Origin of the sequence: Cumulibacter manganitolerans (assembly GCF_009602465.1) — a bacterium.
Classification (GTDB): domain Bacteria; phylum Actinomycetota; class Actinomycetes; order Mycobacteriales; family Antricoccaceae; genus Cumulibacter; species Cumulibacter manganitolerans.
This window is the reverse complement of the sequence record NZ_WBKP01000057.1, coordinates 1-19,856: the sequence shown is the minus strand read 5'-3', so window position 1 is coordinate 19,856 and position 19,856 is coordinate 1. Positions and strand designations below refer to the sequence as shown.

Below are 19,856 nucleotides of genomic sequence, written 5' to 3'. Positions count from 1 at the left end.
GTCGATGGCGGTGATCTGGGTGCGGCTCAGCACGCTCTCGGTCGTCCCGTCGGGGTGGGTGCGGCGCTGCCCGGGCGTGACGTCGTCGCGGGCGAGCATCTGGTGGGCGTGGGCGTGCGCCTCGACGATCAGCCGCGCCTTCGCCGCCTCCACGGCCGAGGCCAGCGATTCCAGCACGTCCAGGCCGGCGATCGCGGCCGCGTAGCCCGCGCCTCCGCCCGAGCCCGGGTCGAGGGTGTCGGCGAGGTCGAGGGCGCGGGCGATCACGCCGCCCAGCACCCGCTGCGCCGGGCTGGGCGCGGCGGCGTGGGCACGCTCGCGGTGCTCGTCGTCCCCGGCGGTGCTCACCCACCCGATCGCTGTCATGCCTGCAATCTACGACCCGGCACCGACCAGAAACCCGGCTCGACCCGGCTGTCCACAAGCCCCGAGTTGTCCCCATAAGCGGGGCCGTGCGCTTGACGAGACTTCTCGAGTGTGCGCTGAGAAACGCCGATGTCTCGCGAGAAGACATCCGCGCCAAGCTGCGGACCACGATCATGCGGCTCCCAGGAGCACGGATATCCGCCGGACATGCAGCGGCAGGCGGCCGCGGAGGTCATGAACCAGATGGAAGAGATGGCGCCGCGATTCGGCCGGTAGGCCCCGAAGCACTCGATCTGAGGGCTTTTTGGGCCACACGAGACTCCCGATCGCAATATCCTCGCGAATAACCTTTGAAGGAGCCATGAATGAGCGACGAGATCGAACTCATCAATGACGGGGACGGCTTGGCCGTCATCGGCAGCCCAACGGCGGTTGAGCGCTTCCTCGAGTCCAATGATCTCGAATCCAAGGACCTCGGACTTAGCAGACTGGGCCCGTCCATACGCACGGCGGCGAACCTCGTCCAGACCGGGCAAGAAGTCGGGGCCACCTATGGCCGATGGGTGAAGCTAACCAAGGAGTCGGCCGACGCCTTCGACAAGTACTCCAAGATGAAGGGGTCCGCGGATCATGTTCGCCGACTCGTCGTGACTGACAAGGGCCGAATCAAGGGCCTTCTCGAGTACGACGTCCGCGCCGCGTTCACCAATCCAGCACTGCTATCCGGAGCCGCGGGGCTGATGGCTCAGCTCGCAATGGAGCAGACGATGTCGGAGATCACCGAGTACCTCGCCAGGATCGACGAGAAGCTCAATGACGTTCTGCGGGCCCAGGAGGATGCGGTGTGGGCGGACCTCATCGGCGTCGGGTTCGACATCGAGGACGCCATGACGATCCGCGAGCACTCCGGCGGCGTCAACGACGTCACCTGGTCGAAGGTCAACGCCACCACGTCGACGATTGCGCGCACGCAGGCATATGCGCTCCGGCAGCTCGACGCCCTGGCGACAAAGCTCGAAGGCAAGACCGGCATCGGCGACATCGCGGAAACGGTGAAGGAAATCGAGGCGAAGGCGAACAGCTGGCTGGCCTTGCTTGCTCGCAGCTTTCAGCTTCGTGATGCGATCGCGGTACTCGAACTCGACCGCGTGCTGGACGCAGCGCCGGAGGATCTTGACAACCATCGCGAGGCGCTGGCGGTCAACCGGTCCCGGCGGCTCGAGGCGATCTCCGTCACGACGGCCGGCTTGCTCAATCGCATCAGCGCGGCTGCGGAGCTGGCCAACTCGAAGGTGCTTCTGAACCCCATGTCTGCGCCGGCCGCGGTGCGATCGAGCAACCATGTCGCGGACGATGTTCACGACTTCCGGCGGCAGCTCGGTATCGAGTCGGACGGGTCATCGTTCGATTCGAAGGCGTGGTCGGACGCAGCCGGGGAGGCGCTCGATGATGCGCTCGAAGTCGGCGCAGAGGGCGTCGAGTTCGCGAAGCGCGTCGGCGGTGAGACGCTCGACCGCGCCGCGGAGGTCTCGGGATTCCTGTCCCGTTCATTTGCCAAGGGCGCAAGGAGCCTTTTCGGCGGCGACGACAAGTCCGACTAGGACCTCCCGGCGTCTCGACATCGGGCTCGTTCCTCGCCCTTGCTCGACGACCATGGGGAGTGTTGCGGCGTCTCGACGTCGCCTTCGCTGGCGCTCCGGCTCGCTCGACGACCGTGGGGCAACGTCGCGGCGTCGCGACGGCTCCGGCGTCTCGACGTCGGTCGCTGGCGCTCCCTCGCTCGACGACCGTGGGTGAGGCCGTGCGGGGCGGGTTAGGGTTCAGGGATGCCCCACGACGTCGTCGTCTACGCGATCCCGATGCGGAACCGGTTCCGCGGGATCACCGTGCGCGAGGGCGTGCTGTGGGAGGGCCCGGCCGGCTGGGTGGAGTTCTCGCCTTTCCTCGACTACGACCCGCAGCAGTGCGTGCCGTGGCTGCGGGCCGCCCAGGACGCCGCCGAGCACCCCTTCCCGGAGCCGGTGCGCGACGCGATCCCGGTCAACTGCACGGTGCCCGCGGTCGACGCCGAGCGCGCGGCCGCGATCGTGCTGGGCTCGGGCGGCTGCAAGACGGCGAAGGTGAAGGTCGCCGAGCCGGGACAGTCGCTTGCCGACGACCTCGACCGGGTGGCCGCCGTCCGTGCCGCACTCGGTCCCGAGGGCCGCATCCGCATCGACGCCAACGGCGGGTGGGACGTCGACACCGCCGCCGCCGCAATCGGCGCCATCAACAAGGCCGCCGGCGGGCTCGAGTACGCCGAGCAACCGTGCCCCACGGTCGACGACCTCGCCGCGGTACGCCGCCGCGTCAGCGTCCCCATCGCGGCCGACGAGTCGATCCGCCGCGCTGAGGACCCGCTGCTGGTGCAGCGCAAGGACGCCGCCGACATCGCCGTCATCAAGGTCCAGCCCCTAGGCGGAGTGCGGGCGACGCTGCGGCTCGCGGAGCAGCTGACCCTGCCGCTCGTGGTCTCCTCCGCGCTCGAGACCTCAGTCGGGCTGGCGATGTCGATCGCGGTCGCTGCGGCCCTCCCCAAGCTGCCGTACGCCGCCGGTCTGAACACCGGCACGCTGCTCACCCGCGACGCCTGCTCCAGCCGGCTGATCGCCCGCGACGGCGCGATCGCCGTGCCGGCGCGGCGTCCGGTCCCCGACCTGCTCGACGACATCCGCGCCGACGACGAGACCCGTGAACGCTGGATCGCACGTATAGCCGACGTCCAGGAGGTGATGGGGTGAGCGCCGTCGACCTGGCGAGATCCACCATCCGCGCCCTGCTGCTGGCGGGCGTGCGCGACTTCGTGCTGTCGCCCGGATCCCGCAACACGCCGCTGTCGCTCGAGCTCGCCGAGGCCGAGAGCCGGGGGCTGCTGCGCCTGCACGTACGCATCGACGAGCGCACGGCGGCGTTCCTCGCGCTCGGGCTCGGCAAGGGCAGCGGCCTACCCACGGCGGTGGTGTCGACGTCCGGCACCGCGGCGGCGAACTTCCATCCGGCGGTGATCGAGGCGAGCCTGTCGCTCACCCCGATGGCCGTCGTCACCGCCAACCGGCCGCTGTTCATGCTCGGCACCGGCGCCAACCAGACCATCAAGCAGGTGGGCCTGTACGGGGACGCCGCCCGGCTCGCCGTGCACGTCGACGACCAGCGGCCCGAGACGTGGGACGCCACCTTGCACAGCGGCATTCTCGCGATGACCACGTCACCGGCCGGTCCCGGCCCCGTGCAGATCGACCTCGGGCTCACCCCGCCGCTGGTGCCCGACGACCTCGACTTCATCACCCCCATCCAGGACGGCGAGGAGGCGGACCCGCTGCCCGTCGCGGCCGCCGCGGCCGAGATCGCGCTGCCCGAACGGGCCCTCGTGGTCGTCGCCGAGTGCGGCGAGCTGCTCGCCCGCTCGGCGATCCGCAGCGCCGTCGCCGCCGGCTACCCGGTGCACGTGGAGGCGGGCAGCGCGCTGGCCTCCGCCGGTCCGGCATGCCTGCGGGCCGGCGCCTTCCTGCTGCGGTCCGGCCTGGTCGACGAACGCCGGCCCGACCATCTGTTGATCGTCGGGCGGCCGACCCTGAGCCGGCCCATCCCGGCGCTGGCGTCGAGGCCGGACGTCGCCGTCACGGTGGTCAGCGACGACCCCAGCCTGATCAACCCGCTGCAGACCGGATCCCCCGCGCTGCGGGCGTCCAGCCTCACCATCGCGGGCACGGTGGACCGCGAGTACGCCGAGGCGTGGCGCGCGGCCGACGTCGCAGCGGCGCGGCAGATCGACGCCGAGACCGCCGCCACCTTCGACGCCGGCGCGGCGACAGCCGTCGTCGCCGCCTCGGCCCCCGACCTGCTCGTCGTCGCGTCGTCCAACCCCATCCGCGACCTCGACGAGCGGTCCACCCGCAGCGCGCAGTGGGTCGTGGTCAACCGCGGTGCGGCCGGCATCGACGGTCTCGTTTCGACGTCCGTCGGTGCCGCACTCGCCGCGCAGGCGGCAGATCCGGAGAGCTCGGCCACCGCGCTGCTCGGCGATCTGGCGTTCCTCCACGACACGACCGGCCTCGTCATCGGCCCGGCAGAGCCGCGGCCCGACCTGACCATCGTCGTCCTCAACAACGACGGCGGGGCGATCTTCGCCAGCCTGGAGCAGGGTGCGCCGGACTATGCCGAGCACTTCGAACGCGTCTTCGGCACCCCGCACGGCACGAGCATCGAGAAGCTGTGCGCCGCCACATCGACGACATATCAGCGATGCACGACCCGCGAGGAACTGCGATCGGCGCTGGGCGAGCGGCCCGCGGGCATCCGCGTCCTCGAGGTGCCGATCTCGCGCGAGGACGAACGCCAGCGTCGGCAGGCGTTCACCGCGCGGGTCGTCGGCGCGGTCAAGGCGACGATCAGCTGACTAGGAGCCCTACCTCGTGATCACGAACGGGGTATCGAAGATGCTCTTGACGTCGTGAGCGGCCCGAAGGTACGCCGCCACGCGGGGTTCGCTCGACGCGATGTCCGCCGCCCGCAAAGCGGCTGCTCGGGTCAGCATCTCGTCACCGCCGCGGCGCCGGACGAGGTCGTCGACCGCTGACGCTGCCGCACGGCGACGTTGTTGGTCGGCGACGTCATCCATCGTGGCCATGATCCGAGCGATCGTCTCGCGGTACTGATGCAGGATGCTCACGCGGTCCTGCACTTGCCGAGCGAGCCGGTCCAAGGCATCGATATCCGTCTGCCACTGGTCGGCGTACGAGGCAGTGCGCTTCCCAACGGTCCTGCGGACGGCAGCGATGTCCTGTGCGGCATCGAGGACCGCGTGCAATTCGGTGAGCAGGTCCAGTCGCGCGTCGTGCTTGTCGAGCAGGTCAGGGTGCTGCCACACCTTCGTATGCGCTATCCAGTACGCGACATCGATGGCGTTCGCGGCGGCGGCGTCCTCCAGCGTCACAGGCCGGTTGGGCAGGCTCTCGAAGTAGTGGAAGATCGGCGACCACTTCTGCTTGTGCGCAGCCAGAGCGGCATTGACTCGGCGGATGCGAATCGTCAAGTAGAGAGAGATTGCACCGACGACCAGGCCGACGACGAACATGCGGACGAGGTCGCCGCCGGAGTACTTGGCCGAGCCCGCATTCGCCACCGAAGAGAACAAGATGAGACCAGCGGCGATAGCGGTACCACGCGCCCACTTGGAATACGACTTCAGCGGCACCGTTTCGATCGCCCGCAGTGGCTCCCGCGACAGCTCAACGACCCAGCGCAGCCTTTCCGCCCGAGACTCCGAAGCCACTGCGCCCTCCCCAACCGCTGCTGTTCGCCCGATCATTCCGTCAGCGCGCGGGGCGCTACGGTGCCTGGATGACCTGGCCGGCGTACGACAGGCCGCCACCGAAGGCGAACATCAGCACCGGCGTGCCCGACGGGATCGGGTTGGACTCCATCAGCTTGGACAGCGCGAGCGGGATCGACGCGGCGGAGGTGTTGCCCGACTCGGTGACGTCGGTGGCGACGAGCGCCTGCTCGGCGCCGATCTTCCGGGCCAGCGGCTCGATGATGCGCAGGTTGGCCTGGTGCAGCACGATGACTCCGACGTCCTGCGGCTCGAGGCCGGCGCGGGCGAGGATTTCCTTGGCGATCTTCGGCAGCTGCGTCGTCGTCCAGCGGAACACCGCCTGGCCGTTCTGCGCGAACTTGTCGTCGTTGCTGCGCTCGATGCGGACGGCGTCGCCCATCTCGGGGACCGACCCCCACACGACGGGGGAGATCTGCTGGTCCTCGGACGCCGTGACCACCATCGCGCCGGCGCCGTCGGCGGTCAGCACGCAGGTCGTGCGGTCGTTGTAGTCGGTGACGTCAGAGAGCTTCTCCGAGCCGATCACCAACGCGGTCTTGGTGGAGCCGAAGGCGATCGCCTGCTGCGCGATCGCGATGGCGTGCGGGAATCCCGAGCAGGCGGTGTTCACGTCGATGGTCGCCGGGTTGTTCTGCATGCCGAGGGAGAGAGCCACCCGGGCGGCCATGTTCGGGGACCGGTCGAACGCCGAGCAGGTCGCCACGATGACGGTGTCGATGTCAGTGATCGGGGTGCCGGACTTCTGCAAGGCGTCGCGCGCGGCCTTCGCCGCCATGACGTCGACGGTCTCCTCCGGAGCGGCCCACCGGCGCTCCCGGATGCCGACCCGGCGCTGGATCCACTCGTCGTTGGTGTCGACGATCTCCGCCAGCTCGTGGTTAGTGACCACCCGGGGCGGTTGGTAGTGCCCCACGGACAGGACTCGAGAGCCGATCACGCGAACCTCCGGTGCTGTGCTGCGGCCGCAGGGGCACGACCGTCTGGTGCGATCTTAATGCCGCGACCCCGTGGCGAATTCGCAGCACGTCCTACTAGTCGCCCAGGGCGCTCTTCATCGCGACCAGCTTGTTCTCGGACTCGGCGAGCTCGACGGCGGGGTCGGAGCCGGCCACCACGCCGCAGCCGGCGTACAGCCGGATCGTCCGCTCGTCCTCGAGCTGGCCGCCGCGCAACGCGATGCCGAACTCGCCGTTACCGTGCGCGTCGATCCAGCCGACCGGTCCGGCGTACCGCCCTCGGCTGCGGCCCTCGACTTCGCTGATCACCCGGCAGGCGATCTCGGTCGGCGTGCCGCCGACGGCCGCGGTCGGGTGCATCGCGGCCGCCACGTCACACGCGGTTACGCCGTCCGCGACGTCGCCGCGGATCTCGGTCGCGAGGTGGCTGACGTTCGGCAGCGCCAGGATCTTCGGCTCGCCGGGCAGGTCGAGCCGGATGGTCACCTTCTCCAGCGCCGCCGCGGCGGACGACGCGGCGTAGGCATGCTCCTCGAGGTTCTTCGGCGAGCGCAGCCGCTCCACGGCGCCGTCGCCCCACTCGGTCCCGGCGAGCACCCGTGAGTAGACGTGCCCGTCGGACAGCCGCAGCAGCAGCTCGGGGGTGGCGCCGACCAGCCCGTCGACGCTGTAGGTCCAGCACGAGTCGTACAGCGCGGTGAGCCGGGCCAGCAGCCAGCGGGGGTCGATCGGCGCGTCGGCGGTCGCGAGGACGTCGCGGGAGAGCACCGCCTTGTCCAGGTCGCCGCGGGTGATGCGCTCGACGACGTCCGCGACGAGGCCACGCCATTGCTCCGGGGTGTGCGCACCGGGCGTGTACGTGACGTGCTCGGGCCCGGTCAGGCGGATCGGCTCGGGGATCGCCGGCGGCTCGTCGAGGTACGTCATCCACGAACCGAACTCGTCGCGGCCGAGCACGGCGCTCGGGATGACGAACACCGACTCGTCGCGCTCCGGCGTGAACGCCCCGCTGACGAACGCGATCGGCCCGCTGCCGGGGCGTCGGACGTCGTCCTCCACGGTCACCCTGCGCACCTGATCGCTGAACCACGCCGAGCCCTCGCGCAGCGCGTCGGGGCCGGTGAAGGTGGCGCGCGCCACCTCGCCCCAGCCGAGCAGCCCCCGGCCGTGCCGCAGCCAGGCCAGGACCTGCGCGGACGGCGCCCGCAGGGCCAGCTCCGCGAGGTCCGCGATGTGCTGGGAGCGCACGACGCCCGCGGTGGAATGCATGCCAGACAGCCTAGGACGTTCGGGCGGCCGGCCGCGGCTCGGGAGGCACGCGGTATCGCGGTGGCCGGCGCGACCCTCGCGCCGTACGGTCGGTGAGAGACCTTCGTGGAGGACCCATGAGCCGACCCATCCACTTCGAGATCCACGCGGACGACGTCGCCCGCGCAACTGCCTTCTACGGCAGCGTGTTCGGCTGGACGTTCGAGGACTGGAGCCAGTTCGCCGGCATGCCGTACTTCGGCGCCACCACGGGCGAAGAGGGCACGCCGGGCATCAACGGCGCCATCATGCAGCGGCCCGCCGGCGCGGCAGGACCCGGCGCCCCGGTCAACGGCGCCGTCCTGACGCTCGGCTGTGGCGACTACGACGCCACGCACGAGAAGATCCTCGCCGCCGGCGGCCAGGTCGCCATGCCGAAGGCCGCGCTGCCCGGGATGGCGTGGCAGGGCTACTACCTCGACACCGAAGGCAACGTCTTCGGGCTCCACCAGCCCGACCCCGAGGCGAAGTAACGCGGAACCGCCGGGCCGGTCCCGGGGTCCCAGGAACGACCCGTGACCGTTCTGAGGGGCTTCGCCATGCAGACCTACACCCGGCGCGGCATGCTCGGGCTCGCCGGCGCCGTCGCGCTCGTCGCGCTCGCGGCCTGCGCCGACGGCGACCGACCGCGCACGCCGCGGCCCGACCCCGCCGCCGAGGACCCGAGCGGTCCGAGCGTCGAGCTCGCCGCCGACGACCCCGGCGCGACGAGCTATCAGGGCGGCAGCCTGGCCTTCGCCCTGACGATGCTGGCGGCGGCGCAGGCCGAAGCTGGCGACCAGAGCAGCGTCGTGTCGCCGCTGTCGATCAGCCAGTGCCTCGCGCTCGTCGCGCAGGGTGCCCGGGGCGAGACGGCCGGCCAGCTCGCCGCGCTGCTGGGTTGCTCGTCGGTGGACGAGCTGCGCGCCGGCGCCAACGCGGAGATCACCGCGGTGCGGGCGTTGCAGCACGCCACCTTCGACCTGGCCAACGCCGCGTTCACCGACGAGTCGTTCCCGGTCAAGGCCCCGTACGCCGGCACGCTGAAGGAGTACTTCGGCGTCGCGGCGCACACGACCGACTTCGCCGCTCCGGACGCCGCCACCGCCGCGATCAACGCGTGGGTGGCCGGCCGCACCCACGAGAAGATCCCCAAGCTGCTGCAGCAGGGCCAGGTCACCACGGACACCGTCACCGTCCTGGTCAACGCGCTCTACCTGAAGGCTCGGTGGGCCGCCGAGTTCGACCCGAACCACACCGCCCCGGAGACGTTCACCCGCGGTGACGGCAGCGTGGTCACCACCGACTTCATGCACGACGACCGGGCCGTCGCGGTCGCCCAGTCCCAGGGCGCAACGGTCTTCGAGCTGGCCTACCAGGACGACGGGCTCCGGGCGGTGTTCGTGCTGCCACCGGCCGGCATGGCGATGGCGCAGACGATCGACGGCCTGGCCGACGGCAGCCTGGCGGTCCTCGGCATCGCGCGGGAGAAGGTCGGGGCGAAGCTGGCGATCCCGGTGTTCGAGGTCCGGCAGCGTATCGAGCTCACCGAGCCGCTGATGGGCGCCGGTGTCACCCTCGCATTCGACCCGGACCACGCCGACTTCTCCGCGCTGAGCGATGAGAAGACCCACGTCTCCTTCGTGCAGCACGAGGCCTGGCTGAAGGTCGCCGAGAAGGGCACCGAGGGCGCCGCCGCGACGGCCGGTGGTGCGGAGGTCGGCTCGGCGCCCGGGCCGTCCGAGGAGCCGCTGCTGATCCGGCTGGACAGGCCGTTCGTGTTCGCGGTGCAGGAGACCGCTACCGGCAGCTACCCGTTCGTCGCGGCGATCAACGACCCGTCGTCATAGCCCGTTCGGCGGCCGGGACGACCGACGGTCGTGCCCGCTGGGTGCGCAGCCACACCACGAATCCCCAGATGACGAACGCGCCGTACACGATGTAGAGCACGGCCGACGGGTAGTAGCCGGCCTTCAGCAGCAGCGGGACGCCGACGATGTCGACGCCGACCCAGATCAGCCAGAACTCGGTCCACCCGCGAGCCATCCCGTAGGTCGCCAGCAGCGAGCCGGTGAAGATCCACGCGTCCGGCCACGGCCCCCACGACCCGAGCGCCTCGAAGAGATAGCCGAAGGCGACGGTGAGGACGACCGCGGCGACGACGATCCCGACCCGTTCGCGGGCCGTGGCCCACCGCGGCTCGACGGCCGCGACGATCGACCGCGCCGGGTCGGTCTCCTCCGGTTCCCGCCGTCCCGCGGCGCGGGCCCGCGCCCACTGCCGCCAGCCGTAGACCGAGACCACCAGGAACATCACCTGACGGCCGGCCTGCCCATAGAGGTCGAGGTTCTGGGGCGTGTGGAAGACGCCGCCGAGGAACACCGTGAGCAGCAGCAGGTTGCCGACGATGCCCACCGGCCACGCCCACACCACCCGCCGCATTCCGCCGACCGCCGAGGCGAGGCCGAACACGTTGCCGATGATCTCGCGCCAGAGGATCGGCACGCCGCCGATCGTCAGGTGCGCGTTGAGCAGGGTCTCGAGGAAGTGCACAACGTCGCACAGTAGTCCCCGTCGCTAGAGTGGCCAGCGTGCAGAACGAACCCACACGCGCCAGCCTCGACAAGGAGCCGCACGAGGTGCAGGCCATGTTCGACGGCGTGGCCAAGCGCTACGACCTGATGAACACCCTGATGACCGGTGGCCTGGACCGGGCCTGGCGCAGCGCCACGCGCAAGGCCCTCCAGCTGCACCCCGGTGAGCGGGTCCTCGACCTCGCCTGCGGCACCGGCGTGTCGACCGTCGAGCTGTCCAAGTCCGGCGCGTACGCCGTGGGTGCCGACCTCAGCTTCGGGATGCTGGCCGCCGGCCTGCGCGGCAGCGCCGTGCAGCGGTCGGGCGTGCCGCTCATCGCCGGCGACGCGCTGCACCTGCCGTTCGCCGACGCGGCCTTCGACGCGGTCACCATCTCCTTCGGGCTGCGCAACGTCGTGCGCACCGAGGAGGCGCTGCGGGAGATGGCCCGCGTCGTGCGCCCCAGCGGCCGGCTCGTCGTCTGCGAGTTCTCCCGCCCGACGTGGGCGCCGTTCGGCAAGGCGTACTACGACGGCGCGCTGCGGATCATCCCGTTGCTGGCGAGGAAGGCGAGCAGCAACCCCGATGCGTACGTGTATCTCGCGGAGTCGATCAAGGCGTGGCCGCGGCAGGAGGCGCTCGCGAATCTGATCGACGGGGCCGGCTGGCAGGGCACCCGCTGGCGCAACCTGGCCGGCGGGATCGTGGCGCTGCACCACGCCACCAAGCCGCCGTCCACCCGGTAAGGCTCGCCTCAGTTAACGGCGGTCTGATGTTCGCCGTAGACTTGCCGAGTTAGTTCGTGCACGTTTTCACAAGCGCGTCCGCGAGGGCGCGCCGCGGCATGCCTGGAGTTTGAGTCCATGAGCGCACCTAGCGCGCAGCACGATGCCGACGTCATCGTCGTCGGCGCAGGGCCGGGAGGCTCTGCCGCGGCATACCATGCCGCCCTGCACGGCCTGAACGTGCTGCTGCTGGAGAAGTCGTCCTTCCCCCGCGACAAGGTCTGCGGCGACGGCCTGACCCCGCGCGCGGTCAAGAGCATCGTCGGGATGGGGATCGACACCACCCAGGGCGCCACCGGCATCGAGGGCTCCGGCATCGAGGGCAAGTGGATCCGCAACAAGGGCCTGCGGGTGATCGGCGGCGGCGTCCGCCTCGAGCTCGACTGGCCCGAGCTCGCCTCGTTCCCCGACTACGGCCTGGTGCGTCCGCGCTCCGACTTCGACGAGCTGCTGGCCCGCCGCGCCCAGCAGGTGGGTGCCAAGCTGGTCGAGCAGTGCAACGTCACCGGTGCCCTGCACGACGAGTCCGGACGGGTCGTCGGCGTGCGCGCGAAGGTCGGCCCCGGCAAGGAGCTGGAGGAGTTCCGGGCCCCGGTCGTCATCGCCGCCGACGGCATGAGCGGCCGCCTCGGCCTCGGTGAGGGCATCGCTCGCGACGAGAAGCGGCCGATGGGGGTGGCGGTCCGCCGCTACTACAAGTCGCCGCGACACGACGACGACTACCTCGAGTCGTGGCTCGAGCTGTGGGAGGAGCTCCCCGACGGCGAGCGCCGCCTGCTGCCGGGCTACGGCTGGATCTTCGGCGTCGGCGACGGTACGTCGAACGTCGGGCTCGGCATCCTCGACTCGTCGGCGTCCTTCCAGAACCTGAACTACCGCGACCTGCTCACCCGGTGGCTCGACGGGCTGCCCGGCGAGTGGGGGTACGTCGAGGAGAACGCGACCGGCCCGACGCGCGGCGGCGGCCTGCCGATGGGCTTCAACAAGCACCCGCACTACAAGGACGGCCTGCTCCTGGTCGGCGACGCGGCCGGCGCGATCAACCCGTTCAACGGCGAGGGCATCGCCTACGCGATGGAGACCGGGCAGCTCGCGGCCGAGGCGGTCGCCCAGTCGCAGGCCCGCCGCACCGACGCGGCGCGAGAGCGGGCGCTCGCCGGCTACAACGCGGCGCTGGCCGACCACCTCGGCTCGTACTACCGGCTGGGCGGCATCTTCGTGAAGCTGATCGGCAACCCGCACGTGATGCGGGCCGCCACCAAGTACGGTCTGCCGCGCCAGACGCTGATGAAGTTCGTGCTCAAGATGATGGCCAACCTGACCGACGCCCGGGACGGCGACGCGATGGACCGCATCCTCGTGGGCCTGCAGAAGGTCACGCCGGCGGTGCGCTCGTGAGCCCGTCGACACGACCTGTGATGCGGTCCGGCGACCCTCGTGGGGTACCGGCCGATGGCAATACAGTGACAGCGTTGAACTCAGTGCAACGCCTGCTGAAAAGGATGGGTGGCTAGGTGCTCAGCATTTACGTCCCTCTGGTCGCGTTGGGCCTGCTGGCCTTCGGGTTCGCGGTGTTCTCCGTGGTGCTCGCGACCATCGTGGGGCCCAAGCGCTACAACCGGGCGAAGTACGACGCCTACGAGTGCGGCATCGAGCCGGTGCACCAACCGATGGGCGCCGGACGGTTCCCCATCAAGTACTACCTGACGGCGATGCTGTTCATCATCTTCGACGTCGAGATGATCTTCCTGTACCCGTTCGCGGTGTCCATCGGGATGCTCGCCTGGTTCGGATTCATCGAGATGGTCATCTTCGTCCTCACCGTGTTCATCGCGTACGCCTACGTGTGGCGTCGCGGCGGACTTGACTGGAACTAAGGGGCACGACGAGACATGGGTATTGAAGAGAAGCTCCCCGGCGGGCTGCTGCTGACCTCGGTCGAGGCGCTGGCCAACTACGCCCGCAAGTCGTCGGTGTGGCCGGCCACCTTCGGCCTGGCCTGCTGCGCCATCGAGATGATGACGACCGGCGGCCCGATGCACGACTTCGCCCGCTTCGGCATGGAACGGTTCTCGGCGACCCCTCGCCAGGCCGATCTGATGATCGTCGCCGGCCGCGTCACGCAGAAGATGGCGCCGGTCGTCCGCCAGATCTACGACCAGATGCCCGAGCCGAAGTGGGTCATCGCGATGGGTGTCTGCGCCAGCTCCGGCGGCATGTTCAACAACTACGCGGTGGTGCAGGGCGTCGACCACATCGTGCCGGTCGACATCTACCTGCCCGGCTGCCCGCCGCGGCCGGAGATGCTGCTGGACGCCGTGCTGAAGCTGCAGTACAAGATGCTGCACGAGCCGATCAACGCCAAGCGCGCCAAGCAGGTCGCCGAGCGCAACGCGAACCTGCACGTCGACATGCCGTCCAGCGTGCGTCGTGCCGGCTACACGCCGTTCCACAAGTCCTGGAATCCGAGCAGGCGCAAGCAGGGCAACGAGCTGCGCGCCGACTGGATCAAGGCCAAGGAGGAGGGCCGCGAGAAGCAGTTCATGCTCGAGCAGGACTCTCCGCAGAAGAAGCTCGCCGCCCGCCAGCGGGAGCAGCAGCGTGCGCTGGACGCCGGCGCCCGCAAGGAGGTCGAAGGTCGCTGATGAGCATCTCCACGCCTGATTCCAACCAGGGCAAGGACGAGCAGCGCGAGAACAGCCGCGAGAACGCGGCCCCGCCGCGCCCGTCCGCACGACGCAACCGGCGCGCGCAGCACTCCGCCGACGAGGTGCGCGACGCGCAGGACACCGCCGAGGCCGCCCAGTCCGACGCCGACGCCAACGACCGCCCGGTCGACAAGGGCGAGCCGGCGTCGTCGGCGACCGGCAAGAACGCCGACATCAGCGACGACGCGTCGGCGCCGACCGGCAAGGGCGACGTGCCCGGGCCGCAGGGCGCCGAGGTCGAGCCCGCTCCCGAGCCGCAGAAGCCGGACACGTTCGACCCGACGCCCGCGGCGCAGGCGTCGGGACGCCGCGGCCTGTTCGGGGTCAGCGGCAGCGGCGACACCTCCGGCATGGGCGGCCTGCTCACCCAGGCCGGCTCCGGCATCCCGAGCGTGTCCTCGCCCCGCCCGTACGGCGGGTGGTTCGACGCTGTCGCCGACCGGTTCGCCAAGGCCTACCCGCAGTGGGACAAGGCGCTCATCGCGACCGTCGCCGACCGCGGCGAGCTCACCTTCTACGTCGAGAAGTCGCACATCGCGAAGATCCTGCAGGTCGCCCGCGACGACTCGCAGCTGCGCTTCGAGCTGCTCTCGTCGGTCTCCGGCGTCGACTACTTCCGGGGCGACGCGGGCCTGTCCTCGACCGGCGACGTCCAGCAGGACAAGTACCGCACGCAGCGGCTGCACGTGGTCTACCACCTGACCTCGCTGACCTTCCGGCGCCGCGTGCGCTTCGAGGTGGCCACCACCGTCGAGGACCCGCACGTGCCCACCGCGAGCGAGGTGTACCCGACGGCGGACTGGCAGGAGCGCGAGACCTACGACATGTTCGGCGTCGTCTTCGACGGCCACCACGCGCTGACCCGGATCCTGATGCCCGACGACTGGGAGGGCTTCCCGCAGCGCAAGGACTACCCGCTCGGCGGCATCGACGTCGAGTACAAGGGCGCCTCCATCCCGCCGCCTGATCAGCGGAGGGTCTACAAGTAATGCGATCCATCATCATCTTCGGGAGGACTGCCGCATGAGCACCCCCACAGCCGGAAGCCGGCAGACCAACGAGGGCACCGTCTACACCGTCACCGGCGGTGACTGGGACGACCTGTTCGACGCCGACGGCGACCCGTTGGAGGACGAGCGACTCGTCGTCAACCTCGGCCCCCAGCACCCGTCCACGCACGGCGTGCTGCGCATCGTCATCGACCTCGACGGCGAGACCGTGGAGAAGGCCCGCGCGGTCGTCGGCTACCTGCACACCGGCATCGAGAAGAACGTCGAGTTTCGCAACTACACGCAGGCGACCACCTTCCTGACCCGCGCCGACTACCTGTCGCCGCTGTTCAACGAGGCCGCCTACTGCATGTCGGTCGAGCGGCTGCTCGGGGCCGAGGTGCCGCGCCGCGCGGAGATCATCCGCGTGCTGACCATGGAGATTTGCCGCATCTCCTCGCACTGGATCTGGCTGGCGACCGGCGGCATGGAGCTCGGCTCCACGACCGCGGCGACCAACGGCTTCCGGGCCCGGAACTACTGCCTCGACATCCTCGAGTCGATCACCGGCCTGCGGATGAACCACGCGTACATCCGTCCCGGCGGCGTCGCCCAGGACCTTCCCGCCGACTTCGACCAGGTCTTCGAGTACTGGTACGACAAGATGTCCGACGAGATCGACGGGGTCGACCGGCTGCTGCGCGGGCAGCCCGTGTGGATCAAGCGCCTGAAGGACGTCGGCTTCATCAACGTGGCCGGCTGCCTGCAGCTCGGCGTCACCGGCCCGCTGCTGCGCTCGGCCGGCCTGGCCTGGGACCTGCGGCGCACCGAGCCGTACCTGACCTACGACGAGTACGACTTCGAGGTCCCGACGCACGACGCCGGCGACTCGTGGTCGCGGTTCGTGGTCCGCGTCGCGGAGATGCGCGAGTCGCTGAAGATCTGCCGCCAGGCCTACGACCAGCTCAAGAGCGAGGGCCCCGGCCCCGTCATGGTCGAGGACAAGAAGATCGGCTGGCCGGCGCAGCTGAGCATCGGCGCCGACGGCATGGGCAACTCGCTCGAGCACGTCAAGCACATCATGGGCCAGTCCATGGAGTCGCTCATCCACCACTTCAAGCTGGTCACCGAGGGCTTCCGCGTGCCGGCCGGCCAGGCCTACGTGCCGATCGAGGCGCCGCGCGGCGAGCTCGGCGTGCACGTCGTGTCGGACGGCGGGACGCGCCCGTGGCGGGTGCACATGCGCGAGCCCAGCTTCATCAACCTGCAGGCGCTCCCGGCGATGTCCGAGGGCGGGCTGCTGGCCGACGTCATCGCCTCCGTGGCCTCCATCGATCCTGTCATGGGCGGGTGTGATCGCTAATGTCGCTCGATTCCAACACGCGCGCCCTCGCGCAGCAGATCATCGACCAGTACCCGCAGTCGCGCTCGGCGCTGCTGCCGATGCTGCACCTCGTGCAGGCGGAGGAAGGGTACGTGACGCCCGAGGGCATCGCCTTCTGCGCCGACGTCCTGGGCATCACGCGGGCCGAGGTCGGCGCCGTCGCGACGTTCTACACCATGTACAAGCGTCACCCGACCGGTGAGCACCTGGTCAGCGTCTGCACGAACACGCTGTGCGGCCTGCTCGGCGGCGACAAGATCTACAAGGCGCTGAAGGAGGACCTCGGCGTCGGGCACGACGAGACCACCGCCGACGGCAGCATCACCCTCGAGCACGCCGAGTGCCTCGCGGCCTGCGACTACGCGCCCGTCGTGACCGTGAACTACGAGTTCTTCGACAACCAGAGCGTCGAGTCGGCGCGCGAGCTCGTCAGCGCGCTGCGGGCCGGCGAGAAGCCGCAGCCCACGCGCGGCGGCCGGCTGACCTCGTTCCGGGACGCCGAGCGCGAGCTGGCCGGCGTCCTCGACCCGGCCCTGGAGGCCGAGAAGGTCGCCGCGGAGGACTCCATCGAGCCCTCGCTGCGCGGGCTGAAGCTGGCGCGCAGCAAGAACGAGCGCGCGCCGCAGGCCGACTACGACTCTGTCATCCCGCCGGTACCGGCCAAGGAGGAGAAGAAGTAATGCCGCTGACTCCTGTTCTCACCGAGCGGTGGGACGCCGACCAGCCGTGGACCATCGAGACCTACGAGAGCCTGGACGGCTACCGCGCCCTGCCCAAGGCGCTGCAGGCGACCCCGGACGAGCTCATCGAGCTGGTCAAGGCCTCGAGCCTGCGTGGTCGCGGCGGCGCCGGGTTCCCGACCGGGCTGAAGTGGTCGTTCGTGCCGCAGGGCACCGAGGGCCCGGGCGCCAAGCCGAAGTACCTCGTGATCAACGCCGACGAGGGCGAGCCGGGCACCTGCCGCGACCTGCCGCTGATGATGCGCGACCCGCACGCGCTGATCGAGGGCTGCATCATCGCCTCGTACGCGATCCGCGCCAACTTCTGCGCGATCTACATCCGCGGCGAGGCCATCCACGCGATCCGCCGGGTGCGCAGCGCGGTCCGCGAGGCGTACGCCAAGGGCTACCTCGGCAAGAACATCCTCGACTCGGGCTTCGACCTCGACATCGTCGTGCACGCCGGCGGCGGCGCGTACATCTGCGGCGAGGAGACGGCGCTGCTGGAGTCCCTCGAGGGACGGCGCGGCCAGCCGCGCCTCAAGCCGCCGTTCCCCGCGGTCGCCGGCCTGTACGCCTCGCCGACGGTGGTCAACAACGTCGGCACCATCGCCTCGGTGCCGGGCATCGTGCTCGGCGGCTCGGACTGGTTCAAGGAGATGGGCCCCGAGAAGTGCCCCGGCACCTCGATCTACTCGCTCTCCGGCCGGGTGAAGAACCCGGGGCAGTACGAGGCGCCGATGGGCACCACGCTGCGCGAGCTGCTCGAGATGGCCGGTGGCATCCGCGACGGGCACACGCTGAAGTTCTGGACGCCGGGCGGCAGCTCGACGCCGTGCTTCACCGACCAGCACCTCGACGTCCCGTTGGACTTCGACAGCGTCGCGGCCGCCGGCTCGATGAACGGCACCAGCGCGGTGATGATCTTCGACGACGGCGACTCCAACGTGACCGCGACCCGCAAGTGGGTCGAGTTCTACGCGCACGAGTCGTGCGGCAAGTGCACGCCCTGCCGCGAGGGCAACTACTGGCTCGTCCAGATTCTCGAGCGCATCGAGAAGGGCGAGGCGACCGAGAGCGAGGTCGACCAGATCCTCGACATCACCGAGAGCATCGGTGGCCGGTCGTTCTGCGCGCTCGCGGACGGGTCGGTCGCCTGCGTGCAGGCCTCGATCAAGTATTTCCGAGACGAGTATCTCGAGCACATCCGCTCCGGCGGGGTGGACGAGATCGACGAGGGTGAGCAGACCGCCGAGAAGGCGATCGCTGCACCGGGGGTTCGCTAAGCCATGACCGCCACCCAGAACACCGCCGCCGCCGCGAAGGTCGACACCGTCACGCTGACGATCGACGGCCTGTCGGTCACCGTGCCGAAGGGCACGCTGATCATCCGCGCCGCGGAGACCGTGGGCATCAACATCCCGCGGTTCTGTGACCACCCGCTGCTCGATCCGGTCGGCGCCTGCCGCCAGTGCCTGGTCGAGGTCGAGATGGGTGGGCGTCCGATGCCCAAGCCGCAGACCGCCTGCACCATGGAGGTTGCCGAGGGCATGGTCGTGAAGACCCAGCTCACGAGCAAGGTCGCCGAGCGTGCCCAGTGGGGCATGATGGAGCTGCTGCTGATCAACCACCCGCTCGACTGCCCGGTCTGCGACAAGGGCGGCGAGTGCCCGCTGCAGAACCAGGCCATGTCGACCGGCCGCGCCGACTCCCGGTTCATCGACCGCAAGCGGACCTACCCCAAGCCGATCCCGATCTCGACCGAGATCCTGCTCGATCGCGAGCGGTGCGTGCTCTGTGCGCGCTGCACCCGGTTCTCGCAGCAGATCGCCGGCGACCCGTTCATCGAGCTGTTCGAGCGGGGCGCCAACGAGCAGGTCTCGACCAGCAGCGACCAGCCGTTCCAGTCGTACTTCTCCGGCAACACCGTCCAGATCTGCCCGGTGGGCGCGCTGACCAGCGCGGACTACCGCTTCCGGGCGCGCCCGTTCGACCTGCAGTCGACGCCCGGCGTGTGCGAGCACTGCTCCAGCGGCTGCGCGATCCGCACCGACTGGCGGCGCGGGAAGGTCATGCGCCGGCTGGCCGGCAACGACCCCGAGGTCAACGAGGAGTGGATCAGCGACAAGTGCCGCTTCGCGTTCAACTACGCGCAGGGCAACGACCGCATCCTGTCGCCGATGATCCGTGACGAGCAGGGCAACCTGATCGCCGTGTCGTGGCCGGAGGCCCTCGCCGTCGCCGCGCAGGGGCTGCGCTCGGCGATGGGCCAGGGCGGCGTCGGCGTGCTGCCCGGCGGCCGGCTGACCGTCGAGGACGCGTACGCGTACTCCAAGTTCGCCCGCGTCGCGCTCGGCACCAACGACATCGACTACCGGGCCCGCGCGCACAGCGACGAGGAGCTCGAGTTCCTCGCGACGCACGTCGCCGGGGTCGGCATCGAGGACGGCGCGGTCACGTTCGCGGACCTCGACGCCGCGAAGTCGGTGATCCTCGTCGGGCTGGACCCGGAGGAGGAGGCGCCGACGGTCTTCCTGCGGCTGCGCAAGGCCGCCCGCAAGCACGGCGTGCAGGTGTTCTCCGTCGCGCCGTTCGCGACCCGCGGCGCCGAGACGCTCGGCGCGCACACCATCCCGACCGCGCCCGGCGCCGAGGCGTCCGTGCTGGCCGCGATCGGCGCCGGAACCGCCGGCGGGGCGGGCGAGGCCGCGGCC

General features: G+C 70.2%; 19 protein-coding genes. 14 read left to right on the top strand and 5 right to left on the bottom strand.

Going from position 1 to position 19,856, the window contains the following annotated elements:
* On the bottom strand, positions 1-366 hold a 366-nt coding region (locus F8A92_RS15770), incomplete at its 3' end, for a hypothetical protein (protein ID WP_153506132.1).
* Between the two features lie 365 nt (positions 367-731).
* On the opposite strand from F8A92_RS15770, the gene F8A92_RS15765 reads away from it, so the two are divergent.
* From F8A92_RS15765 to menD, 3 genes are all read left to right on the top strand, one after another.
* Positions 732-1,967 carry a hypothetical protein gene (locus tag F8A92_RS15765; RefSeq protein ID WP_153506131.1) on the top strand — a complete coding sequence of 412 codons (1,236 nt, stop codon included), beginning with the start codon at positions 732-734 and terminating at the stop codon, positions 1,965-1,967.
* A gap of 225 nt (positions 1,968-2,192) precedes the next feature.
* Positions 2,193-3,146, top strand: coding sequence for an o-succinylbenzoate synthase (locus tag F8A92_RS15760; RefSeq protein WP_153506130.1), 954 nt, complete (start codon positions 2,193-2,195; stop codon positions 3,144-3,146).
* On the top strand, positions 3,143-4,801 hold the full coding sequence (gene menD, locus F8A92_RS15755; RefSeq protein WP_194291541.1) for a 2-succinyl-5-enolpyruvyl-6-hydroxy-3-cyclohexene-1-carboxylic-acid synthase: 1,659 nt from the start codon (positions 3,143-3,145) through the stop codon (positions 4,799-4,801). Before F8A92_RS15760 ends, menD begins: the two co-directional genes overlap by 4 nt.
* A 9-nt stretch (positions 4,802-4,810) precedes the next feature.
* Here menD and F8A92_RS15750 read toward each other — a convergent pair whose 3' ends face one another.
* The 3 genes from F8A92_RS15750 to F8A92_RS15740 form a co-directional block, all read right to left on the bottom strand.
* On the bottom strand, positions 4,811-5,677 hold the full coding sequence (locus tag F8A92_RS15750; RefSeq protein ID WP_153506128.1) for a hypothetical protein: 867 nt from the start codon (positions 5,675-5,677) through the stop codon (positions 4,811-4,813).
* A 55-nt stretch (positions 5,678-5,732) separates the two neighbouring features.
* On the bottom strand, positions 5,733-6,677 hold the full coding sequence (locus tag F8A92_RS15745; RefSeq protein ID WP_153506127.1) for a beta-ketoacyl-ACP synthase III: 945 nt from the start codon (positions 6,675-6,677) through the stop codon (positions 5,733-5,735).
* Between the two features lie 94 nt (positions 6,678-6,771).
* Complete coding sequence (locus F8A92_RS15740) at positions 6,772-7,965, bottom strand: isochorismate synthase (protein ID WP_153506126.1); 1,194 nt, start codon at positions 7,963-7,965, stop codon at positions 6,772-6,774.
* 116 nt (positions 7,966-8,081) lie between these two features.
* Between F8A92_RS15740 and F8A92_RS15735 the strand changes: the two genes are divergently transcribed.
* On the top strand, positions 8,082-8,477 hold the full coding sequence (locus F8A92_RS15735) for a VOC family protein (RefSeq protein ID WP_153506125.1): 396 nt from the start codon (positions 8,082-8,084) through the stop codon (positions 8,475-8,477).
* Positions 8,478-8,519: 42 nt separating this feature from the next.
* On the top strand, positions 8,520-9,833 hold the full coding sequence (locus F8A92_RS15730) for a serpin family protein (protein WP_153506124.1): 1,314 nt from the start codon (positions 8,520-8,522) through the stop codon (positions 9,831-9,833).
* Here F8A92_RS15730 and pnuC read toward each other — a convergent pair.
* Positions 9,814-10,536 carry a nicotinamide riboside transporter PnuC gene (pnuC, locus tag F8A92_RS15725; protein WP_153506123.1) on the bottom strand — a complete coding sequence of 241 codons (723 nt, stop codon included), beginning with the start codon at positions 10,534-10,536 and terminating at the stop codon, positions 9,814-9,816. The genes F8A92_RS15730 and pnuC overlap by 20 nt on opposite strands.
* A gap of 38 nt (positions 10,537-10,574) precedes the next feature.
* Between pnuC and F8A92_RS15720 the strand changes: the two genes are divergently transcribed.
* The 9 genes from F8A92_RS15720 to F8A92_RS15680 all read left to right on the top strand — a co-directional run.
* Positions 10,575-11,303: a demethylmenaquinone methyltransferase gene (locus F8A92_RS15720; protein ID WP_228389496.1), complete on the top strand. Its 729-nt coding sequence runs from the start codon at positions 10,575-10,577 to the stop codon at positions 11,301-11,303.
* Positions 11,304-11,420: 117 nt separating this feature from the next.
* Positions 11,421-12,740 (top strand): geranylgeranyl reductase family protein, encoded by a 1,320-nt coding sequence (locus F8A92_RS15715; RefSeq protein ID WP_153506122.1) that lies wholly within the window; start codon positions 11,421-11,423, stop codon positions 12,738-12,740.
* 116 nt (positions 12,741-12,856) lie between these two features.
* Positions 12,857-13,219, top strand: a complete 363-nt coding sequence (locus tag F8A92_RS15710) for an NADH-quinone oxidoreductase subunit A (protein WP_153506121.1) — start codon at positions 12,857-12,859, stop codon at positions 13,217-13,219.
* Between the two features lie 15 nt (positions 13,220-13,234).
* Positions 13,235-13,987 carry a NuoB/complex I 20 kDa subunit family protein gene (locus F8A92_RS19135; RefSeq protein WP_153506120.1) on the top strand — a complete coding sequence of 251 codons (753 nt, stop codon included), beginning with the start codon at positions 13,235-13,237 and terminating at the stop codon, positions 13,985-13,987.
* On the top strand, positions 13,987-15,039 hold the full coding sequence (locus F8A92_RS15700; RefSeq protein ID WP_153506119.1) for an NADH-quinone oxidoreductase subunit C: 1,053 nt from the start codon (positions 13,987-13,989) through the stop codon (positions 15,037-15,039). The genes F8A92_RS19135 and F8A92_RS15700 overlap by 1 nt, the downstream gene beginning before the upstream one ends.
* A gap of 34 nt (positions 15,040-15,073) precedes the next feature.
* Positions 15,074-16,402 (top strand): NADH-quinone oxidoreductase subunit D, encoded by a 1,329-nt coding sequence (locus tag F8A92_RS15695; RefSeq protein ID WP_153506118.1) that lies wholly within the window; start codon positions 15,074-15,076, stop codon positions 16,400-16,402.
* Positions 16,402-17,103: an NADH-quinone oxidoreductase subunit NuoE gene (nuoE, locus tag F8A92_RS15690; protein ID WP_153506117.1), complete on the top strand. Its 702-nt coding sequence runs from the start codon at positions 16,402-16,404 to the stop codon at positions 17,101-17,103. Before F8A92_RS15695 ends, nuoE begins: the two co-directional genes overlap by 1 nt.
* A complete protein-coding gene (gene nuoF, locus F8A92_RS15685) occupies positions 17,103-18,428 on the top strand; it encodes an NADH-quinone oxidoreductase subunit NuoF (RefSeq protein ID WP_153506116.1) in 1,326 nt (441 codons plus the stop codon). Before nuoE ends, nuoF begins: the two co-directional genes overlap by 1 nt.
* Positions 18,429-18,431: 3 nt before the next feature.
* The coding region (locus tag F8A92_RS15680) for an NADH-quinone oxidoreductase subunit G (protein WP_153506115.1) at positions 18,432-19,856 on the top strand (1,425 nt) is incomplete at its 3' end.